We start from the raw sequence: 21,008 nt of genomic DNA, 5'->3' as shown, positions 1-21,008 counted from the left end.
GAGTGATTAATCAGCTCTCCTTTGATCGGGAGTTACGTTTGTTAACTCCCAGCCATTTTAACCACGTTTTTAGTCAATCTGTAAGAGTCGGCTCTCCTTATATTACTTTTGTTTTTCGGAATAATCATGTTGACCATCCTCGACTAGGTTTTGCTATTGCCAAAAAACAAGTCAAGCGGGCACATGAACGAAATCGTTTAAAAAGAGTAATTAGAGAAGATTTTCGCTTAAGACAAAATCAGATTCCTGCTGTTGATATTATTGTCATGGCAAGAACGGCTGCTGTAGCGTTAGATAATAAAGAAATTCGAACTATATTAGATAAATTATGGCAACGACTTCTTTCCGGTCAAAAAAACAAAAACTGAAATTATTTTTATCTTGGATAAATTTATTCTTTGTAAATTGTTTTATAATATTAATTCGTTTTTATCAACAGATTATCAGTCCTTTGCTAGGACCACATTGTCGTTTTCGACCTACGTGCTCTGAATATGCAATAATAGCTTTCAAACGTTTTGGATTGATAAAAGGGTGTTGGCTAACGGTTAAACGTATATTAAAATGTCACCCTTTAAATGAAGGTGGTGAAGATCCAGTACCGCCTAAACCAGACAAAATAGAGAAAAAAACTAATGGCAGCACAACGTAATATTTTAGTTATTGCTTTACTTATTGTTTCTTTTTTCATTTGGCAAGCTTGGCAGCATGATCATGCGCCGAAGCCAATTATAGAAAACCAACAAACTGAACAGATGGTATCTAATGATTCAACAAGTTCTTCCGCTAAAATAATCACTGTAAAATCTGATGTATTATCGCTAACGATTAACACTTATGGCGGTGATGTTCAATCGGCAGATTTGTTAAAATATGACCAAACCTTGAATTCCAAAACACCATATCAGTTATTAATAACAAAACCAGATTTTGTTTATGTAGCAGAAAGTGGTTTAGCCGGAAAAGATGGTCCAGACAATGCACAAAAAGGTGCTCGCCCTGTTTATAAAGTTACGCAAAATGAATTTGTGTTAGCAGATGGTCAAGAAGAATTACGTGTACCGCTTACTTATACTAAAGATGGTGTGAAATATACTAAAACGTATACGTTAAAACGCGGTAAGTATGCAATTGATGTTAGTTACGATATTGAGAACAAAAGTGCATCGCCTATTGAAGTGACAATGTATGGTCAATTGAAGCAAACGATAGCCTTACCGAATGATATAGTTTCAGAGGGTGGTAGTGGATTAGGTTTAAGTGCTTTTCGTGGAGCAGCTTATTCAAGTTCTGAAACAAATTACAGTAAATATAGTTTTGATGACATTAAAAGTGACAATTTAAAAATAAATACCCAAACAGGGTGGATTGCAATGTTGCAGCACTATTTTGCTTCGGCTTGGATTCCATCTCAGAATCAAGAAAATCATATTTATAGTCGATCAACTAATAATGATACACAAGCAACCATTGGTTTTAGAGGTGAAAACACAACAATAGCAAGTGGTAGCCGTCAAACCATTAATGCTCAGTTATGGTTGGGACCTGAAATCCAAAGTGAACTTAAAGATACCGCGCAACATTTAGATTTAATCGTTGATTATGGTTGGCTATGGTTCTTATCTCAACCTTTATTCTATTTATTGAAATTCATCCAAAGTTTTGTTTCAAACTGGGGTGTGGCAATTATTATAATAACCTTTATTGTTCGTGGTATTTTATTCCCTTTAACTCGAACACAATATCGTTCATTGGCTAAAATGAAATTGTTGCAACCGCGTTTGCAAGCCTTGAAAGAACGTTATGGCGATGACAGTAAGAAAATGGGACAAGCCACAATGGAACTTTACAGTCAAGAAAAAGTGAATCCATTAGGTGGTTGTTTGCCGTTACTAATTCAAATGCCGATTTTCCTTTCATTATTTTATATGTTAGGAAACTCTATTGAATTACGTCATGCGCCATTTATGCTATGGATTAATGACCTGTCAGCACAAGATCCTTACTATGTATTACCATTAATAATGGGATTGACAATGTTTTTAATTCAAAAAATGTCACCAACTACTGTGAATGATCCGATGCAAAAGAAATTAATGACATTCATGCCAGTCATTTTCACTGCATTCTTCCTATGGTTCCCATCAGGACTCGTTTTATACTACATTGTGAGTAATCTATTCACAATTGTGCAACAACGTGTTATTTACTGGGAACTTGAAAAGAACGGGCTCCACGAGAAAAAAGCAAAATAATTTATAATTTAAGGCAGAGAATACTCTGCCTTTTTTATTTTATAAAAAATAATTAATTATGTTTATCGACTAACCAGTTCAATAAATTATAAGACAAGGAAACGTAACGAAAATGCAACCACAGTTTGAATTACTCGGTCATGAAAAGGGTTATTGGTTTGTCAGCCAAAATGGTCGATTATGGTTACCAAATGGAGAAGTACCATTTGGAACGGCACAACAATTTGGATTAACACAAAAGAAAGCTCAATCTATTGGTGTATGGCAAGAGCAACCAGTTTGGTTAGTTTGTCATGAAATGTTACATAATATGGCTTCAGTTAGAACGTTATTAGATACAATTGATCAATCATTATTTTTATTAGCAGGTAGAGCCGTACAACTTGCAGAATTTTATCGTTCACATAAATTTTGTGGTTATTGTGGGAATGAAATGTATTTAAGTACAACGGAATGGTGCTGTTTATGTGATAACTGTCATCAACGTTATTATCCACAAATATCACCTTCAATCATTGTTGCCATTCGAGATAAAAATAAGATACTTCTTGCTAAGCATACTCGTCATAACCAAGATAATCTATATACAGTTCTGGCTGGTTTTGTTGAAGTTGGAGAGACAATTGAACAAGCTGTTATGCGAGAAGTATATGAAGAATCGCAAATTAGCATTAAAAATATTCGTTATGTAACATCTCAACCTTGGCCTTTCCCAAACTCTATGATGCTAGCCTTCATGGCCGATTATGATTATGGTGAAATCAAAATTGATCCTAATGAACTAGTTGAAGCTAATTGGTATCATTATAGTCAGCTACCTAAAATACCAGGATATGGGACTGTTGCAAGAAGATTAATTGAAGATACTATTATATTATGCCGTGAATATGAAGAATACGGTTCATAAAATCAAAAGAGCAAAAACTAAAGTTCTTGCTCAAATAGTTCTAAAATAATTTTATATAATTTTTTAACTGTATAACCATTAGTTGGAGTACTGAAAATTGTATCATCACCTGCTATTGAACCTAAAATCCCTTCAGATTTGCCAATTGAATCGAGTAATCGGGCAATAAGCTGAGCCGCACCAGGACTGGTACGAATGACGACCATAGCATGGTTATAATCGATATCTAAAACTAAATTTTTCAATGGGCTAGATGCAGTGGGTACACTAATTTCAGCCGGTAGACAATAAACCATCTCCATTTTAGCGTTGCGAGTTCGAACAGCACCAAACTTGGTTAGCATACGGGAAACTTTTGACTGGTTAATACTATCAAAACCTTGATGTTGCAATGCCTGAACAATTTCCAGTTGTGAGCTGAATTTCTCTTGTTTCAACATCTCTTTAAATGCTTTTATAAGTTCATCTTGTTTACTACGTACTGACATTGGTAGTTTAACCCTATAAAATTTCATAATTATTCAATAATTATGCAATATTTTTGCATAAATTAAAATCATAAAATCAAAAGTTAATGAAGATTGCTAAAAATGTAATCAAGTTTTAGTGTAGTTTAAATAATTTATTACATATTAAAGCTATTTATTCTGAGAATGAATCTTTGCATTCTTAGGTCGAAATGACTTTACAACATTATCATGGGTCTCAATATATGGACCATCTAGTAGTTCAATACAATAGGGAACACTGGCAAATATTCCTGTTACAATTTGATTATTCTGCTCATCTTTAACACCTTCTAAAATTTCTTTAATTGATTTTGGTTGACCTGGTAAATTGATGATTAAACATTGTCGTCGAATTACGGCGATTTGACGCGATAAAATTGCTGTAGGAACATAATGTAAACTGATTCGTCGCATTTGTTCACCAAATCCAGGTAATTCTTTATCAGCAATCGCAAGCGTTGCTTCTGGAGTAATATCGCGTTTAGCCGGACCCGTTCCACCAGTCGTAAGAATAAGATGACACTTATGGTCATCGACTAATTCTATCAATGTCTTTTCAACGATTGCTTGTTCATCAGGTATTAATCTGGTTTCAATTGTAAAATTACTCTTTATAGCATGCTGTAGCCAGTCTATTAATGATGGAATACCTTTATCTTCATAGATACCGGAAAAAGCACGATCAGATATAGAGACTAGACCAATTTTTAATAACATTATATATTTCCTTAAAGATCATTCATTATTTGAATATTATACGGTTATTAATCTAAATTGTACTGTAGCAATTATAAAATAGGGCAATAAAAACCCTGTTTTAGTTTTTAGTAATGTGCGCTAGCTCAATATTAAACAAATGATTTTAGGTATATACTAAAATAGTTATAAGACTTTAAATAAATTTCCTTTTCATAGGGAGGAACCAATGTATAGATCTATTTTAGTACCGGTTGATATTTCTGAAACAGAATTGACGCAAAAAGTTATTCCTCACGTAGAATATTTAGCTAGGCTTTCTAATGCTAAAGTAAAATTTTTTCATACACTTCCTATCTCATCAGCAATCATTAATGCTTTTTCATTCGGTTATGATGAATTTAAAGATCAAGCGACAGTAGGGGCGGAAAAATGGTTAAAAAAATTAATACACGATATTGATTTACCTAAAGAAAATCTTTCTTATGCACTTGCTTTTGGTAATCCACGTGATGAAATACTGACTTTAGCGGATGAATTACAACCTGATCTCATTATCGTTGGTTCAAGACGTCCGAATATATCAACTCATTTATTGGGCTCTAATGCCGCTGGAATTGTTCGACAAGCGAAAATGTCAGTATTAGTTATTCGTTAATATTATTACTAATTTAACTCGTACACCTTGTACGAGTTATCCTATCAAAATAAGCAATACAATACGTTTTATCGTAGGCATAATATAATTATCAAATAATTATTAAGATCATCATAAAATTATGTAAAAAATCAAATTCATCTAGCACTCTTGTTTATCAATGATTATTATGCAATCTCTCAAAATAATATGATATCAAACACTTAAGTTATTTAATGACTTCATTAAGTTGTTAAAGCGATGATCATATTTTAGTTGAATTTTAAGTTAAAAAAGGGTTCTATATATGATGATAAGTTGGCCAAAATTAATAATTCTGCTCGTTATTGCGGTACTAGTTTTAGGGACTGATCGCTTACGTTCATTGGGATCTGATCTTGGTGCAGCCATTAAAGGGTTTAAAAAAGAAATGAATGAAGGCGATAAAAAAACGCCTTTAATTGATAATAAAGATGCAAACAATAACAATGAGCATGATTAAAACTAACTAATAGTTAGTAGTTACGCCTTTTCCTCATCATGTTTTAATTCATGATGGGGAATCAATCACACAAACAAAAAATATAAAACATTAAAAGATATCTTTTACAAAAGTTCTGTAATTTTCTTCTTATAATTAAATAACTTCAAATTCACAAAATAAAAAATGATATTAAATGAATTCTAATGTGAGCAACATTTCATAATTTATTTCTAACAAAATAATTAACTATAAAGTAGTTCTAAAAACTATCAAAACTATATAAATTATATTTTATGATTTTTTTGTAATATTAATTGGTTTATCATAGCCCAACTTATATCTTCAACGACAAGTAATAAAGTGATCTAACAATTTAATCTATAGAATTCTTTAGAGAAAGTTGTTGGTTTATAATTGATATAAAATAATTAAAAAATTCATACAATATAATAAGGAGAAATGTGTGAAAAAACTTATTAGTCTCGTCTTATGTAGTTTATTACTCCCTGCATGTACCTCTATAAAAGTTAAAAGCGTGGATAAAAATCTTCAAATAGATCAGATCTGTATTAATGAGAATAAGTCTGTAAAATTTTATGAATTTATTGATACAATCAGGCGAAGAATAGAATATCACCATATTAGAACCTTAGTATTTTCAGATGCAAATAAACCCGCGGAGTGTGAATATACATTATTGTATTCAGCATTAAGAAGTTGGGATTTAGGTCTTTATTTGTCTCACGCAGAACTTAACCTATTTAAAGGTAATGATCTAATTGCAGAAGCTACCTATCATCTGAATGGCAAAGGTGGTCTTTCTTTAACAAAATGGGCATCAATTTCAAGTAAAATGAATCCTGTTGTTGATGAATTATTAAATAAAAAATGATAAACCTTTAAATAGCTAATAACTTAACCACTATTAAGCCCGAAAGGGCTTTTTTTATACTTGGTAAATAGGCTATATCATTGATATTTAGATAAAAAGATTATACCAAATAGAAGATATCATTTTTTCAAATGAAAAAATACTAAAGTTATTCTTCCATTATTGATCGTATTTAATTTTTGATATGTTGATTAGATTTATTCATATCACAACAATAATAATCGAGGATTTAAGACTTAACAGATAAATATTATTGATGTATATCACATAAATTATAAAAATAGTTTTTCTTATATTTGAATCAATATAATACTTATATTAATAACTGGAAGAAAAAGGTGAGTATTATGAATAAAACGAGACTTGGTATTGTAGCAATTATTAGTAGTATCATTCTTAGCGCTTCTTCAGCATTTGCTTCTCTTGATGAAAGTAAGGAATTAAAAATAATTAACTATAATGTTTATAATGGTATGAAATTAGATGAATCAGAAGGGAAACAACAATTTATTAAATGGGCTAAAGAACAAGATGCGGATATTATCGCTTGGGAGGAAATGAATTTTTTCACCCGTGAAAAATTAGAAAAATTTGCAGCAAGTTATGGTCACAATTATGCCGTTTTATTAAAAGAATCTCCAGATGATGCAGCATTTTTCCCTGTCGCTATCACCTCAAAATATCCTATAGTGAATGTCAATAAAGTCGTAGATAATTTATGGCATGGTGCTTTATATGCTGACATTGGTAATTATCATTTTGTTATAACGCATTTAAATCCTTTTTGGACAGCAAAAAGAATTGATGAAATGAATTTAATAATTGACTCCATTAAATATAGTCAAGATCCAAAAGGTAAATGGATTATTGCTGGCGATTTGAACTCATTTTCACCAATGGATAAAAGTGAATACGATAAAAGTAACCTTCTCAATGATATAAAAGAAAAAGAAAAAAAGCGTCCTATTCTTGAAAATCTTGTTGATGGTAAATTAAGCTATACAGTACAACAGAATCTTATTAATGCAGGTTTTATTGATGCCTTAAAGATCAAACATAATGAATTTATCTCAACTGCACCTACTAAAGTATTTTATGACCAATCTTCCACGCCATTGCGTTACGATTATATTTATGTTTCACCTACACTAAAAAATGATGTGTTAGACGTGAAAGTAATAAAAGATGATTTCACCGATAATTATTCTGATCATTATCCTGTGCAAATGATTATAAAAAATCATTAATGATTATGAATTTTGCAGATAAGGGTAGATAAAATTTAAAGGTATTTGCCCTTTAAAATTGTAAAAGGATAAATATATGCAGAAGAAGAGTTTAATATTTGTATTCATAGGATTATTTTCATTAGTGTTCAATACTTATGCGATGGATGATTTACTTGAGACTCAATATTATAGTTCTCCAAATAAAATGTATCCTAATGACAAGCAACCAGAAATCACTATCGCAAACTATAATATAGCAGGGGGATTAAGAAAACATAAGATGGATCTAGATTTAGTGGCAAAAGCGATTAAATCTATGGATGCTGACATTGTGACACTAGAGGAGGTTGATCAAAATACAACACGTAGTGGTAACTTAGACCAAGCTAAAATACTGGCTGAAAAAGTAGGAATGTATTATGTTTTTGGAAAAGCCACAGATATGGATAGTGGTAATTATGGCAATGCGATCTTATCAAAATATCCAATTGAAAAAACAAAAATATTCCCATTACCATCAGGTGATTTTGAGCAACGAGCTTTAATGTTAAGTAAAATTAATGTACCAGGCTTTGATTCACCAATATATATATTTAATACTCACTTTGATTGGCATGAAGAAGATGATGTTAGATTGTCTCAAGCTAGATTTATCAATAGTATCGTATTTGACGATCTTGATTTAGATGAAGAATTTCCAAATCTAGTTACTGGAATTATGTTGTTACTTGGAGATTTTAATTCCGTTAAAAATGATAGAGTTATTAAAGAATTGGAAAAGTATTGGAGTTTAGTTAAACAAGAAAATGTTGATACCAGAACTTGGCCTGCTGGCAATCCCGGTCTTGATCTTGACCATATTTTTACTAGCCGCAATCAAAAATGGTATGTTGAAAAATTGATTATTCCAAACGATGGTAACGAATGGAATAATGTTCATTGGCCTTTGGTTAGTGATCATATACCTGTTATAGCTAAATTAAAGTTAGTTGAACAATAATTAACATAAGCATGTTAATTAAGATAAACAAATTATCTTTAAAAAGATATCGATTACACAAATTAAACTCAATTAAGATATTGAGCTAACTATTTTAACTTCTGAGTATTGCAACATTGATTTTAATTGATGTTGCAATAATAAAATAATATAGATTTGACAAAATGGGAAAAAATATGCTAAAAGATCACATAATCGGTATTTTTATATATAACCGATAAGAAAACAAAAATTTTATTAGTGCTTAATTTTTAATAAATTGAATCATCAATAATATTGAAACTTAACATTTTTCGAAATGATACTTTAATTTTTTAGTAATACTTAGTGTATAACAAGAAAACCAGACTTAATTAAATCAATAGATTCTAATTTTCTAAAATTCCGATGTATCACTCATTAATCCCATATTTATTCAATTGTTAGCATCTTTTTCCTGATTTTTTCATATTTATTTACGCTATAAATTATCAGGAAATTAAAATATCTAGTCATTTTACAACCGCTATAAACTTAAAAGCAACTAACAATACATTATATTTCTAATATACTTCTAATTAGAAAAAGCCTTTAATATCAGAATATTAAATAGGTAATAATGAAAGATATTAATTATTTAATGATTTTTATAATTTGTAATAAGTGTCAGTGGATCGAATTTCATTGGAAATTAATAAACAGCAATATCAAATAAGATATTTAGCATACTTTGTTGTAACACATTGTTATGCAAAAAGTATTTTTTCTCGATTTTTTTAAAGAATCATTCAATAGCTACTCAGCAAATTCTTTTACCTATCTATAAAAATTATATAAAAGGACAACCATAAATGAATATCTCCTTAAAATATAGGCAAAAACATCAATATGTTATTTTGATGTTATTATTTTTTTTGTTTACCTGTGTTTCTGCATTTAGCAAACAAGCCTCAGCTCAGGATTATATTTGTGCAGAAGTAAAAATAGTAATTGAACAAAAATTGTCATTGGAACGACAAGCATTTGATGCGCGAATGATCATTAATAATGGTCTAACAGATATGATGTTGGAAAACATTCGTGTTGATTTAATTTTCACTGATAAAAATAGTCAGCAAGTCATAGCTACTCAAGACAGTAATAATGAGGATGAAAACGTAAAGTTTTTTTATACGATTGACTCATTAGACAACATTGATAGCATTGATGGTGATGGAAAGATCGCTCCCAAAACAAACGCAGATATTCACTGGCTAATTATTCCCGCTTATGGTGCTGCTAGTTATGAAGATACTTTCTATAATATTGGCGCTAAGATTAGTTATACTTTAAATGGTAAAGAAACAGTTGTTGATGTATCACCCGATTACGTTATGGTTAGACCTCAGCCACTATTAACATTGGATTATTTTATGCCTATAGATGTCTACGGAGATGATCCTTTTACTGATGAAGTTGAACCTTCAATACCATTTACGCTAGGTTTAAGAATTAAAAATGAAGGTTATGGTACATCATATAATACTATTATTGAGTCAGCACAGCCTAAAATAGTTGAAAATAAACAAAAATTACTTATCGAATTTGCTATTTTATCCAGTCATATAAATGATAAGTCGAGTAGTAAAAGTTTATTATTGGATTTTGGTAATATTGAAAGTCAACAATCTAAAGTCGCTAGATGGGATATGATAACGAGTTTATCTGGTAAATTTGTAGAATTTGACGCAACTTTTACTCATACAGATACACTTGGTGGTGCCGTCACTTCTTTATTAAAAGCTGTTAATTCTCACCAACTGATACAGAATGTTAGAGTGGATGCAGATAATCGAGATAAGCTTATTGATTTTTTAGCCCTAGATGGGGATGTTATACGTGTATATGAATCAGAAGGGTTTCACACCGAAGTTTCTGATCAATCAGCTAATGCAGAACTTAGAAGAATAGACAGAAAAACTAAGCTCATATTTCCGGAAACCAAAGGATTAGTTTATGTAAAAATAACTGATCCAAGTTCAGGTAAACAGAAACTAAATAATGTAATTCGTTCAGATGGAAAAGTATTACCTACAGAAAATGTTTGGCAATCTAAAACACGTAATGAAGATTTATCTTGGTCATATTTCATCAATTTATTTGATAACGATAGTACAGGTAATTATAGTTTGTACGAGAATCGTCCAAATGAAATGCAAACATATAATATTAATGTACAAAAAGGGAATAATTATTCATTAAACGAATTATTACCTGAAAATTATTACTTTGAAGCTAATAAACCTTATTTACTCAAATTTATCGTTGATTCTAAGGTTAATCGTACTTGCTCGGGTAAAAAGAATTTTGATAATGAAACTAAACGTTGTCAAAATGATATAGATAAAAATTATGATTATAATTTTGAGATTTTTACGCCATTAAAATCAGGAATTCTTCATAATGATTTAACTTTTACAGGCAGTTTTTATCTTAAAGCTAAAAAATCCGAAACAATTAATGCTATTGTTACCCCTTTAGATATAAATAATTCATTAACTAAAACAACAACAGTATTAAAAGGTTCTAGATATTCTTTAAATGAATTATTGCCAACAAATTATATATTTGAAGCTAATAAATCCTATTTCATTTATTTTTCTGGGGTGGTTGCCAATAGCCGTTATTGTTCAAATAATAAGATTTTTGATATAAAAAAGATATTTGATATAAAAAGTAAGACCTGCATAGCAAATGCTGATAGTAATTACATTTTTAAATCTAATATATTCACGCCGTTAGACACAAATGATACTAATAATGATGCGTTTAAAGGCAATTTTTATCTATCTGCTAGTCAAGACGGTGATATTAAAGCAATTGTTATTCCATTATAGTTCTCCGATGACTATACATAAAAATGGTTACCCCCATATAAAAATCTATTTATATGGGGGTAATGTATTTAGAATAAATTAATTAACAACTCATTAGATTTGATCTTATCTGTAATTAATCTTAATTAATAATTAATCCAGTCAGTAATCACGACAGTTAATTTAAATTTATGTCGTTATCAGCAAATTAACTTAAAAATCAAAGCCATTTGATTATGAGAAAACTAATTATATGCCTTTAAAAGGATTATAAATGTTGAATTATTATTTCAATTTCCTTTGTAACTTATTGTTATGCTTTATTTTACTATTTATTAGTTATCATGTTTATGCAAGTGAAATTAATAAATGTCAACTTGATAATCAAAATTATCAGAATGTTATTACTCATTGGCCAACTAATAACCACAAAGAATTATTAAACAGTAACTTTTGGTTATCGATAGAAGAAGTAAATAATTTATCAAATGATATCGTGTGGATTGATGTTAGATCTAGTGTATCTAAATCTGAAAATCAACTTGGTATGTTGACCATCCGCCTCAACCAATTACAAAAAAAAGATTTTCTTTTTAATAAAACTGTTGTGTTAGTGGGATCGGGATTTGATCAACATTTGATTAACAGAACTATAAATTCATTAAAAACACAAGGCAATTTTAATAATGTTTATGCTTTATCGGGTGGAATACGAACATGGAACAAATTTAAACAATATCATTTAGATGAACAAAATGTAATAACATCAGAAGAATTGGTGCAAGGTGGCAAAACAATTAATTGGCAACTTATTACTATAGGTTTATTTCCTTCTGATATTAATAAATTACCTGAAAAACCTGTTCAAAATTTTAATTTATCGCAAGATTCTTATTCAGAAATAACATTCTTTCTAGAACATAATGACGGATATCCTGCTGAATTCATTAATTATGTCTTTATAACCCCTAATGATAACGTCACTGAATTGCTAAAAAAACAGCTAAAACTCCCATCGTCTATTAATGCAGTTTGGCTACAGGGTGGTTTATCAGCTTATCAAGAATACGTGGCACATCAAACCAATTTAATCAATAACACAGGTAAGAGCTTATCTAGCCCTTGTAGAATAACTTTATGATTTAGTGACAATTTTAATAATACTGGAGCAAAAATGAAAATATATAAACGTAGGCGAGATCGATTTATAAAATCGGATAAAGAATTATTAGTAAAACGTAACTTAATAACTAAAAGTAAATATGTAATATTTTTCTTTGCATTAACTATTTTTTTCTATAACTCTTGCTTTGCCGCCATTAATACCGGGCTTTATGGTGATGATCATTATGCTGGTCCGTTTCCTATTGGTTTCACTTTCAAATATTATAATCAGGACTTTAATCAGTTTTATGTTTCCACTAATGGGCTTATTCAATTCACCAATCCGACAAGCTCCTATATTAACAACTGTCTTCCATGGTATAGAAATACGCTTTATGTATTTTGGGATGATTTAAGAACTGATGTTTCAAATCAACCAACAGGCACTATTGAATATGAATTACAAGGTATATCACCTAATAGGAAGTTAATTGTACAGTGGACTAATCAATATTTTTTCCGTTCTAATCTTCCTATGGGAACATTTCAAGCTATTCTTTATGAAAACTCTAATCAAATTAAGTATCAGTATCGTTATTTGTATGATGATCGAAGTAAAGGTAACAGTGCAACGATTGGAATTAATGGCGGAATAGAATCGAATACAAATTACATAGAAATAGGTTGTAATACAGCTAATGCGATTAAACCAGAACAAGCAATCCTGTTTACACCTAATAGTGACTTTAGTCAATATCAAGTTGATACTGATGCAGATTACAATTTTATTGATATTTCGGGCTTAACTGTAAATACACCCAATCCAACAAAACGCTATAGCAACCAAGCTCCAACTTGGTCATGGCAGAAAATCAATACTCTAAATACTTATGAAATTGAAATTCAAGATCAATCCGGTAACATGGTTCATCGTGAAATTACTGGTGACGTAGATCATTATACTTTTATTGATGGTTTACAAAATGGCCATTCATATCGAGCCAGAATACGAGGTAGTATTAACGATGGCGGAACATGGGAAATGTGGTCAATATTTTCCAATTTAGTTACTATTGATACTATCAAGCCAAATGTTACTCTCCAACAATTTAATCGGGTTGATAATAATACAGTAAAAGTAACTTATTCTGTAAATGATAATTTAAGTGGTATTGAATCTGGCCATTTACAAATTGCAAATAATCAAAATTTTGATGTTCTTCTTATAGATCAAGATATTGATGTTAGCAACAATAGTTATTTAGTGCAAAATTTAAACTATGAAAATAATCAAAAATTATATGCAAGGCTGAAAGTAACAGATAGAGCAGGGAATACTTCAGAGTATACTGAACCTTTACCAATATCTTCGAAGGCTCCTACGATATTATATCCGCTTAATAAATCAACTATTAACTCCTCAAGTTTAGAAGTTCAAGGTCATAGTGATTCAGTTGGAGAAGTACAAATCTATTTGGATGGTAAAAAAGTAGGGAAACCATTGATAATTGATGAAAATGGATATTTTTCTCAAATTGTCAATCTTCCTAAAGAAGGAAATTATCAATTAACTGCTGAATTGAATAATGATTTCACTATAAACCAATTAAGCCAATCGGTATCTTTAGATTTCAAATTACCGATTCCTGTAACTAAATTTATAACACCATTACCAGAACAAGACATTTTTGCGCCAATTGATATTCAAGTCACCGCTTTTGATGAGATAGGAATTAAGGCAGTTGAAATCTTTCTTGATAATAGTTTATTTGCCACATTTACACAACCACCATATCAAGTACATTGGCCATTAACGTCTCAAGACAATGGTTCGCATATTGTTAAAGTAAAAGCCAGAAATACTAATAATAAAGTAGCGATAAATGAAAGCCGAGTAATGGTCAATATTGAGCAACCAGCACCACTAACAGCTTATACAGGTAAAGTAACTAGTATTAATCCTAAAATAAGTTATGGATTACAGCCCGTTACAATTACAGGTCAAGCCATTTATCGTAAAGACAGTTCTTTTGTAGCCAATGCTCCTATTAAATTGGTACTAAATGTTAATGGGTTTGAGCGAAGAATTGCAACAGCAACGGATGATAATGGTGATTTTTCATATACTTTTATTCCACAAGAGACTGATACAGGTATATACAAGGTAGCTGTTGCCCATCCCGATGAAAAAATGATTACTCCACAAGATAAGTTTGAAGTGGATCAAATCATATTTGATTATCAAAATTATGAGTTAAAAGTAGCTCGTAACATAGCCACGACAATAGATTTAAAAGCAACCTCTTTTAAATCTGTTAAAAATTTGCATTGGGTATTAACTGCCGATAATCAACCTAACGGAAGCCTACCAGTTGGGATCAAAATTGAGTCCGATTCATTAGATATAAGTGAAGGTAATTCCGAATCAATAAATATTGAATTTATTGCTGACGATACAGCATCATCAACAGGGAGTATCTATCTCGTAGCTTTGGCAGATGACTCAAAAGATCAAATTCGTGGTAAATTAAGAATTAACTATCAATTAGGGCAAGCTAAACCACTTCTTTATGCGATTCCGAGTTATATTCAGACAGGTTTACAACAAGGGACTGTAATAAATGCCAACATCAATTTAGGTAACAAGGGGTTTGCAAACGCTGAAAATGTACAAATTCAATTAGTAGATAGCAACAATCAACCGGCGCCGAAATGGATCTTCATTACAACTGAAAACATGATTGAATCAGTTGCAGTAAATGAACAAGTCCCAATACATTTACTCATTCAACCAGATAAATCAATTCCTAATGGGGTTTATCATTTTAATCTTAATGTATCAGCAAACAGCAAACTATTAGGAGTAATTCCTGTTAGTGTTTCAGTAACTCAAAATGGAGAAGGTTCGGTACAGTTTGATATTGCAGATATTTATACTGCAACATTAAATGAACATGGTCAACTTATCACGGGTGTTAGTGGTGCAACGATTAAATTACAAAATGAAGATGTGCTTACGGAAGAATACACAATTCAGTCTAATGAACAAGGTATTGCTTTATTCGAGAATATTCCTAAAGGTATTTATCGCTATAGAGTGAGTGCACCAAATCATATGGATGTATCAGGTCGAATCAATATCAGACCGGATACAACGATCAATGAACATGTTTTTTTAGAATATCAAATCGTAAATGTAGAATTTAATGTGACTGAAACAACAATAAAAGATATTTATGACATAGAGTTAAACGCAACTTTCAATACTCAAGTGCCTGCACCTGTAGTGTTAATCGAACCATTATCAATTAATTTAGGATATATGCAAATTGGGGAAGAAAAAGTGGGTGAGTTAACTATCACTAATTATGGATTGATAGAAGCTCAAAATATTGTTTTAAACTTACCACAAACTGATCGTTATTTTAAATATGAATTTTTTGGTGAATTACCAAAAACGCTTTTACCTAAGGAGAAAAGAGTTATTGCTTACCGAGTTACCGCTCTTAATCCAGATCAATCAAAAATAACCAAAACAGTAAAACATTTTGAATCAACATTATTAAGAAGTGAAAAAAAGAGTAATCACTGTTATTTGGCTCCTTATTCTTTAATTCATGAAAGCATATGTGCCAATGGTGATACCTCAAAAGGTAGTAGTGGCGGTCATTACTATAAAAATGATGGCCAATGTCTATTTTTTGATTGGGATCCTCACGGTGGGATAGGAAATCCATTTTGGATAGGAGGCGCATCTCCATCACCAATTCCTCTTGCTCCCGGTTGTTCACCAGAAGCTTCATGTGCTAGCGGGGGAGAAGGAAGTGCCGGTAAATGATCAAAAAAATTACTAATATTAAATTAAAGAAAGGATAGTCTTATGATAAATGAACACATAAAACGGTTAATCATAATTTTTATAATAACCATCACCTTACCGTTACAGAAAATAGCCCACGCACAACTTTTTTATAATGATCAACAAATTATATCAGGCGAAAGTTATGATAATGTTAAATTACCTAACCTAGAATACATCGAAAGTAATGTTGATCTGAGAGTGAAAGTACTTGGTGGAGAGGTAAAATTGAATCGAAGTTGGGTTAATGGGCGTTGGTATGCTAATCCGGCTTGGACAAATTTACGTTTTATACTTGATCCTTTAGATAATAGTGTTAAAACGATTGATAGAGCAGGTACAATGTACCAACGTGTTAAGAATGATCAATTATTTACTTACGAGACAGTCGCAATTAAGAAAATTGAAAGTGGTTGGCGATGGTTTGATCAACAAGGTAATTGGATTAATTTTGATGATAAAGGAAGGTTACTTGAATATGGTGATGCAAATAATGTCAAAGTTAGTTTTATCTTAGATGATGAAGGACGACGAATTGCTATTAACGATCATTTTGGTGAACTTGTATATCGTTTTACCTATAATGACCAAGAAAATCTTGTACAAGTTACAGATCGCGAAGGTCGAACAGTTAATTATGAATGGTCTGGCAATAAGCTTGTAAAAGTCATTGATGTGATGGGTAATGAATGGTTTTATGGTTATGATGCAAATGGACAGCTTAATCAAAAAACATCGCCAGATGGTAATTTTATTAAAATTGATTATACTGTTTCTACTCCTGCTCCTTTAACGGCAATGACCAGTGGTAAAGAAGGTGCAGTAATTTCACAGAATCCCGTAATAACAACTGGTTCAATTAATCGAGACACTAAATTAGCACAAGTTGGTAAAATTATTGAGAAAAATGGCGCAGTAACTATTTATAATCGTCATTACAATCGTATTAATAAGCAATTCTCAATTACTCTAACTGCTGCTAATGGAGAAAAAATAACAACTGAATATGATTCTAAGGGGCGTAAATTAAAACAAACTATAAATGATAATTTAACTGAACTTTATCAAAGGGACACATTAAATAATGAAGTTAAATTTACAAATGAAAGAGGATTAAACACAACTATACAGTATAATGAAAGTAATTTCCCAACTAAAATAGTTTACCCTAACGGTGCCAGTGAGTTTTATGAATATAATAAATCAAATAAACTAATAAAAATAACCAACATAAATGGTTTAGTAGTTACATTTGACTATGACAATTTAATGAGACCCAAGGAGGTAATCTTTGCACTAGGTAAACCTGAACAACGTAAAATTAGTTTTAGTTATGACAATTATGGTCAACAAATAGCAGCGATTATCAGTGATGGCAATAAAACAATTGAATTACAAAAGACTTTTGATAGATATGGGAATATTATTACTTACACTGATGGTAAAGGGTATCAATCTCAATATACTTATAACATCCAAGGACAAATTAAAACTGTAAAGAATTATTTACAGGACTTTTGGCAATTTAATTATAATTTAGCTGGGTATTCCACAGAAATCATTGATCCACTTAATCATAGCATGTTTTTTACAACCGATTTTATGGGACGCTTAACAAAGTATATTGACGCATTAGGTCATGAAACACTTTTTAATTATAGCTTTACTCCGGATGGATATGAAACTAAAGTTACCAATCCACTCAATCAAACAACTACATATCAGTATGATAATTTATATCATCTTATTAAAACTATAAGTACTACAGGATTAGAGAAACAAAAAATTTATAATGCGGAAGGAGAAATAATTCAAGATATAGATGAGGTAGGTAATGTCATCACTTATGAATATGGAACTAAAGGATCTGATTTGGCAGGTTTGGTAGCTAAAATAGTCCTTCCTACTTATTCAGCAGTATTTAGTTATAATAACACAAATAATATCACGGAAATTAATCAATTATTGGGTGACAACAAAACAATAACAAAACATTTTGTTTACGATCAAATGGGTTCTTTAACTCAAGTAATTGATGCTGCGAATAGGTTAACACAAACTGATTTTAATATTTTAGGTTATCCTATAAAAAAAATTGATGCTGTAGGAGGTCAAACAACTTTTGAGAGAGACTTATTAGGTAACTTGAATAAAATTATAGATGCCAATGAAAATCAATATTCTTACGTTTATGACGAAAACAATAATCTTATTAAGGAAACAAAATCCTTAGGCAATGAAGTAGAGTATTTTTATAATGAAATTGATCAGTTAGTTGAGCAAAAAAATAGTAATGGAAACCGCGTCATATATCAGTATGATAAGGCTGGAAATAATATTAAAAAAAGTTATCTTGATAAAGCACAATCAATACCCAGTCAGGAAATTTATTATTCTTATAATGAGGCAAATCAGTTAATAGAAGTACAACAAACAGGCGATACAAACACTCATTTTATTTATCAGCGTGATGCTTTAGGGCGAGTTATACAAGAAACCATTAGTTACGGTGATGGAAATGATAAGATTACTAAAACACTTAAATATAGTTATGATGAAGAGGGAAATTTAATTTCCTTTAATTATCCAGATAACAGTTCTGTCAACTATCAGTATGATAAAAATCAATTAATTCAAGCAACCTTAGCAAATGGTGAAATAATTACTTGGAGTAATTACCAATGGCTTATGCCAACTAAAATAAATTATCCAAGTATTACTCAAAATAATTTATATGATCCCTTGTTACGAATTTTACAGATAAATGTATCAAACAATGATAAATCTTTACTTAAGCGTGATTATTTATATGATGAGGTTGGAAATATTTCACAAATTGAAACTGAAAATGGTCTCATTAATTATCAATATGATTCACTTGATCGAATGACCATGTCTAAACCATCAAATGAAATTCAAAATTTGGGTGTACCAATTGAATCTTATGAATATGACTTGATAGGTAATCGAATCAGTAGTTTACAATATTCAGAGGAATGGATTTATAACCAATTTAATCAACTCACAAAATTAGGAGATGGTGAAAATAAAACGATATTAACTTATACACCAAATGGTCAGTTAGCCTCAGAAGTAACAAGCGATAAAAAATGGAGTTATCATTATAATGCAGCTGATCGTCTCATCAGCGTTAAAGATGAAAATAATGAAATAGCAAGTTACCAATATGATGCATTTGGTCGTAGAATCAGTAAAATGGTTAACGGTGAAGTTACCTATTTTATGTATGCAAATGAAGGATTAATAGCTGAATTAAATAATAACGGTGAACTGATCGTGGCCTATGGTTGGGTACCCAACTCAGAATGGGGTACTCACCCATTATGGTATGCTAAATTGGCAATGAATCAGACACTGCAAACAGCAACTTATAATTACTTAATTACTGATCATTTAGGTACCCCGCAACTAGCGTTCAACAACCAAGGACAACCGACATGGAAAATATATAATGATGCCTTTGGGAATGTTATTTTAGATCCTAATAATAATATTACTTTAAATTTGCGATTTCCTGGACAATATTACGATCAAGAAACAGGATTGTTCTATAATTACTTTCGTGATTATAATCCAAAGATAGGTCGTTATATACAAAGTGATCCTATAGGTATTTCTGGCGGTATTAATACCTATATCTATGCTAACAGTAACCCATTAATTTATATAGATCCAAATGGGAAATTTGGTTTAGTAGGAGCAGCTTGGGGAGCTGGCTTGAGTTTTGGGGGACAATTATTGGTAAACTACTACATAACCGGTAATGCATGGGTTTCTTTTCGTTGTATTAAATTCCAAAAAGTTTTAGTCTCTGCTGCTTTAGGTGCAGCAAGCCCTGGCTTATTTCAACTAGTAAAACCTGGATGTTGTGAATTGGGTTTAGCACGGTCTGACGTAATTCTATATCACTTAGGCTTTACCCAGCCCGTCAAAGCGACTTTTAACAAGATATTACCAAATTTAAGATTTGGAGATGACTGCGAATGTAAAGATATTGATAATGGCCTTTTCGGAAAGTTTTCACACAAGTCAACTACTTTATAATATTATCTTGACCTTCTAAAATTAATTATGATGATTTGTAAGGAATATTGATTAGTGTCGTTTTAATATGATATGAGCTTACAAAAACGGGCGTTACGATTTTTGGTATAGATCTTAAAATCTGCGATAAAATATCAGAAAGTAACGCTCATAGCGCATACTAACAATAAAATCATAAACCCTAGTGTAGGTTTATTAAATTTAAATTAAAAACTTCAAATTTAATTAAAACCAGTAAGCTAATGGATGTTTTAAGCGATACTTTTATATGCGTTATTAGGAAAAAAATCTATGAGAAATATGAAAGTTTTAGAGTTCATGATTTAAATAGGAGGGTGTGATCTTCAATAGCAAATAAGTTTATTAAGAGGCTTAATAAACCAGAAGATTGGAAAAAACCACATCGCTATTGCTTAGCAAGTTATGCTAAACAGGTAATTAAGTATGATCATTTTTTCATAATCTACAGTATAAAATAGTGATCTTTTAATACAGTTTTCATATCTTATCTGTCAAATTATTAATAAAAATACTTTT

Annotated in this window: 15 protein-coding genes; 13 read left to right on the top strand and 2 right to left on the bottom strand. The window is 30.7% G+C overall.

Annotated features, from left to right (window positions below):
• Positions 1 to 5: 5 nt before the first annotated feature.
• The 4 genes from rnpA to nudC all read left to right on the top strand — a co-directional run bounded on the left by rnpA (position 6) and on the right by nudC (position 3,162).
• A complete protein-coding gene (rnpA, locus tag FPB0191_RS07245) occupies positions 6 to 368 on the top strand; it encodes a ribonuclease P protein component (RefSeq protein ID WP_082018343.1) in 363 nt (120 codons plus the stop codon).
• Between the two features lie 17 nt (positions 369 to 385).
• Positions 386 to 652 carry a membrane protein insertion efficiency factor YidD gene (gene yidD / locus FPB0191_RS12005; RefSeq protein ID WP_238574498.1) on the top strand — a complete coding sequence of 89 codons (267 nt, stop codon included), beginning with the start codon at positions 386 to 388 and terminating at the stop codon, positions 650 to 652.
• Complete coding sequence (gene yidC / locus FPB0191_RS07240; RefSeq protein ID WP_039105001.1) at positions 636 to 2,255, top strand: membrane protein insertase YidC; 1,620 nt, start codon at positions 636 to 638, stop codon at positions 2,253 to 2,255. The genes yidD and yidC overlap by 17 nt, the downstream gene beginning before the upstream one ends.
• A gap of 112 nt (positions 2,256 to 2,367) precedes the next feature.
• Positions 2,368 to 3,162, top strand: coding sequence for an NAD(+) diphosphatase (gene nudC, locus FPB0191_RS07235; RefSeq protein WP_039104999.1), 795 nt, complete (start codon positions 2,368 to 2,370; stop codon positions 3,160 to 3,162).
• Between the two features lie 17 nt (positions 3,163 to 3,179).
• On the opposite strand, the gene argR is transcribed toward nudC, so the two are convergent.
• Both argR and mog read right to left on the bottom strand, forming a co-directional pair.
• On the bottom strand, positions 3,180 to 3,650 hold the full coding sequence (gene argR, locus FPB0191_RS07230) for a transcriptional regulator ArgR (RefSeq protein WP_039106852.1): 471 nt from the start codon (positions 3,648 to 3,650) through the stop codon (positions 3,180 to 3,182).
• 150 nt (positions 3,651 to 3,800) lie between these two features.
• Positions 3,801 to 4,391 carry a molybdopterin adenylyltransferase gene (gene mog, locus FPB0191_RS07225; protein ID WP_110021814.1) on the bottom strand — a complete coding sequence of 197 codons (591 nt, stop codon included), beginning with the start codon at positions 4,389 to 4,391 and terminating at the stop codon, positions 3,801 to 3,803.
• Between the two features lie 205 nt (positions 4,392 to 4,596).
• On the opposite strand from mog, the gene FPB0191_RS07220 reads away from it, so the two are divergent.
• From FPB0191_RS07220 to FPB0191_RS07180, 9 genes are all read left to right on the top strand, one after another.
• Positions 4,597 to 5,025: a universal stress protein gene (locus FPB0191_RS07220; RefSeq protein WP_039104995.1), complete on the top strand. Its 429-nt coding sequence runs from the start codon at positions 4,597 to 4,599 to the stop codon at positions 5,023 to 5,025.
• A gap of 286 nt (positions 5,026 to 5,311) precedes the next feature.
• Positions 5,312 to 5,506: a twin-arginine translocase TatA/TatE family subunit gene (gene tatA, locus FPB0191_RS07215; RefSeq protein ID WP_039104994.1), complete on the top strand. Its 195-nt coding sequence runs from the start codon at positions 5,312 to 5,314 to the stop codon at positions 5,504 to 5,506.
• A gap of 445 nt (positions 5,507 to 5,951) precedes the next feature.
• Entirely contained in the window at positions 5,952 to 6,380 is a 429-nt protein-coding gene (locus tag FPB0191_RS07210; RefSeq protein ID WP_052236854.1) for an Sbal_3080 family lipoprotein, read from the top strand.
• A gap of 347 nt (positions 6,381 to 6,727) precedes the next feature.
• Positions 6,728 to 7,627, top strand: coding sequence for an endonuclease/exonuclease/phosphatase family protein (locus tag FPB0191_RS07205; protein WP_039104992.1), 900 nt, complete (start codon positions 6,728 to 6,730; stop codon positions 7,625 to 7,627).
• Positions 7,628 to 7,703: 76 nt separating this feature from the next.
• Positions 7,704 to 8,609 carry an endonuclease/exonuclease/phosphatase family protein gene (locus FPB0191_RS07200; protein WP_039104989.1) on the top strand — a complete coding sequence of 302 codons (906 nt, stop codon included), beginning with the start codon at positions 7,704 to 7,706 and terminating at the stop codon, positions 8,607 to 8,609.
• Positions 8,610 to 9,439: 830 nt separating this feature from the next.
• Positions 9,440 to 11,464, top strand: a complete 2,025-nt coding sequence (locus FPB0191_RS07195; protein ID WP_039104988.1) for a hypothetical protein — start codon at positions 9,440 to 9,442, stop codon at positions 11,462 to 11,464.
• A 253-nt stretch (positions 11,465 to 11,717) separates the two neighbouring features.
• Complete coding sequence (locus FPB0191_RS07190) at positions 11,718 to 12,584, top strand: hypothetical protein (RefSeq protein ID WP_039104987.1); 867 nt, start codon at positions 11,718 to 11,720, stop codon at positions 12,582 to 12,584.
• Positions 12,585 to 12,617: 33 nt separating this feature from the next.
• Positions 12,618 to 16,385 (top strand): Ig-like domain-containing protein, encoded by a 3,768-nt coding sequence (locus tag FPB0191_RS07185; protein ID WP_039104985.1) that lies wholly within the window; start codon positions 12,618 to 12,620, stop codon positions 16,383 to 16,385.
• A 42-nt stretch (positions 16,386 to 16,427) separates the two neighbouring features.
• Positions 16,428 to 20,471 carry an RHS repeat domain-containing protein gene (locus FPB0191_RS07180; RefSeq protein WP_039104983.1) on the top strand — a complete coding sequence of 1,348 codons (4,044 nt, stop codon included), beginning with the start codon at positions 16,428 to 16,430 and terminating at the stop codon, positions 20,469 to 20,471.
• Positions 20,472 to 21,008: the final 537 nt, after the last annotated feature.

It is taken from the genome of Frischella perrara, assembly GCF_000807275.1.
Lineage (GTDB): Bacteria > Pseudomonadota > Gammaproteobacteria > Enterobacterales > Orbaceae > Frischella > Frischella perrara.
This window is presented reverse-complemented; position numbering and strand designations above follow the sequence as displayed.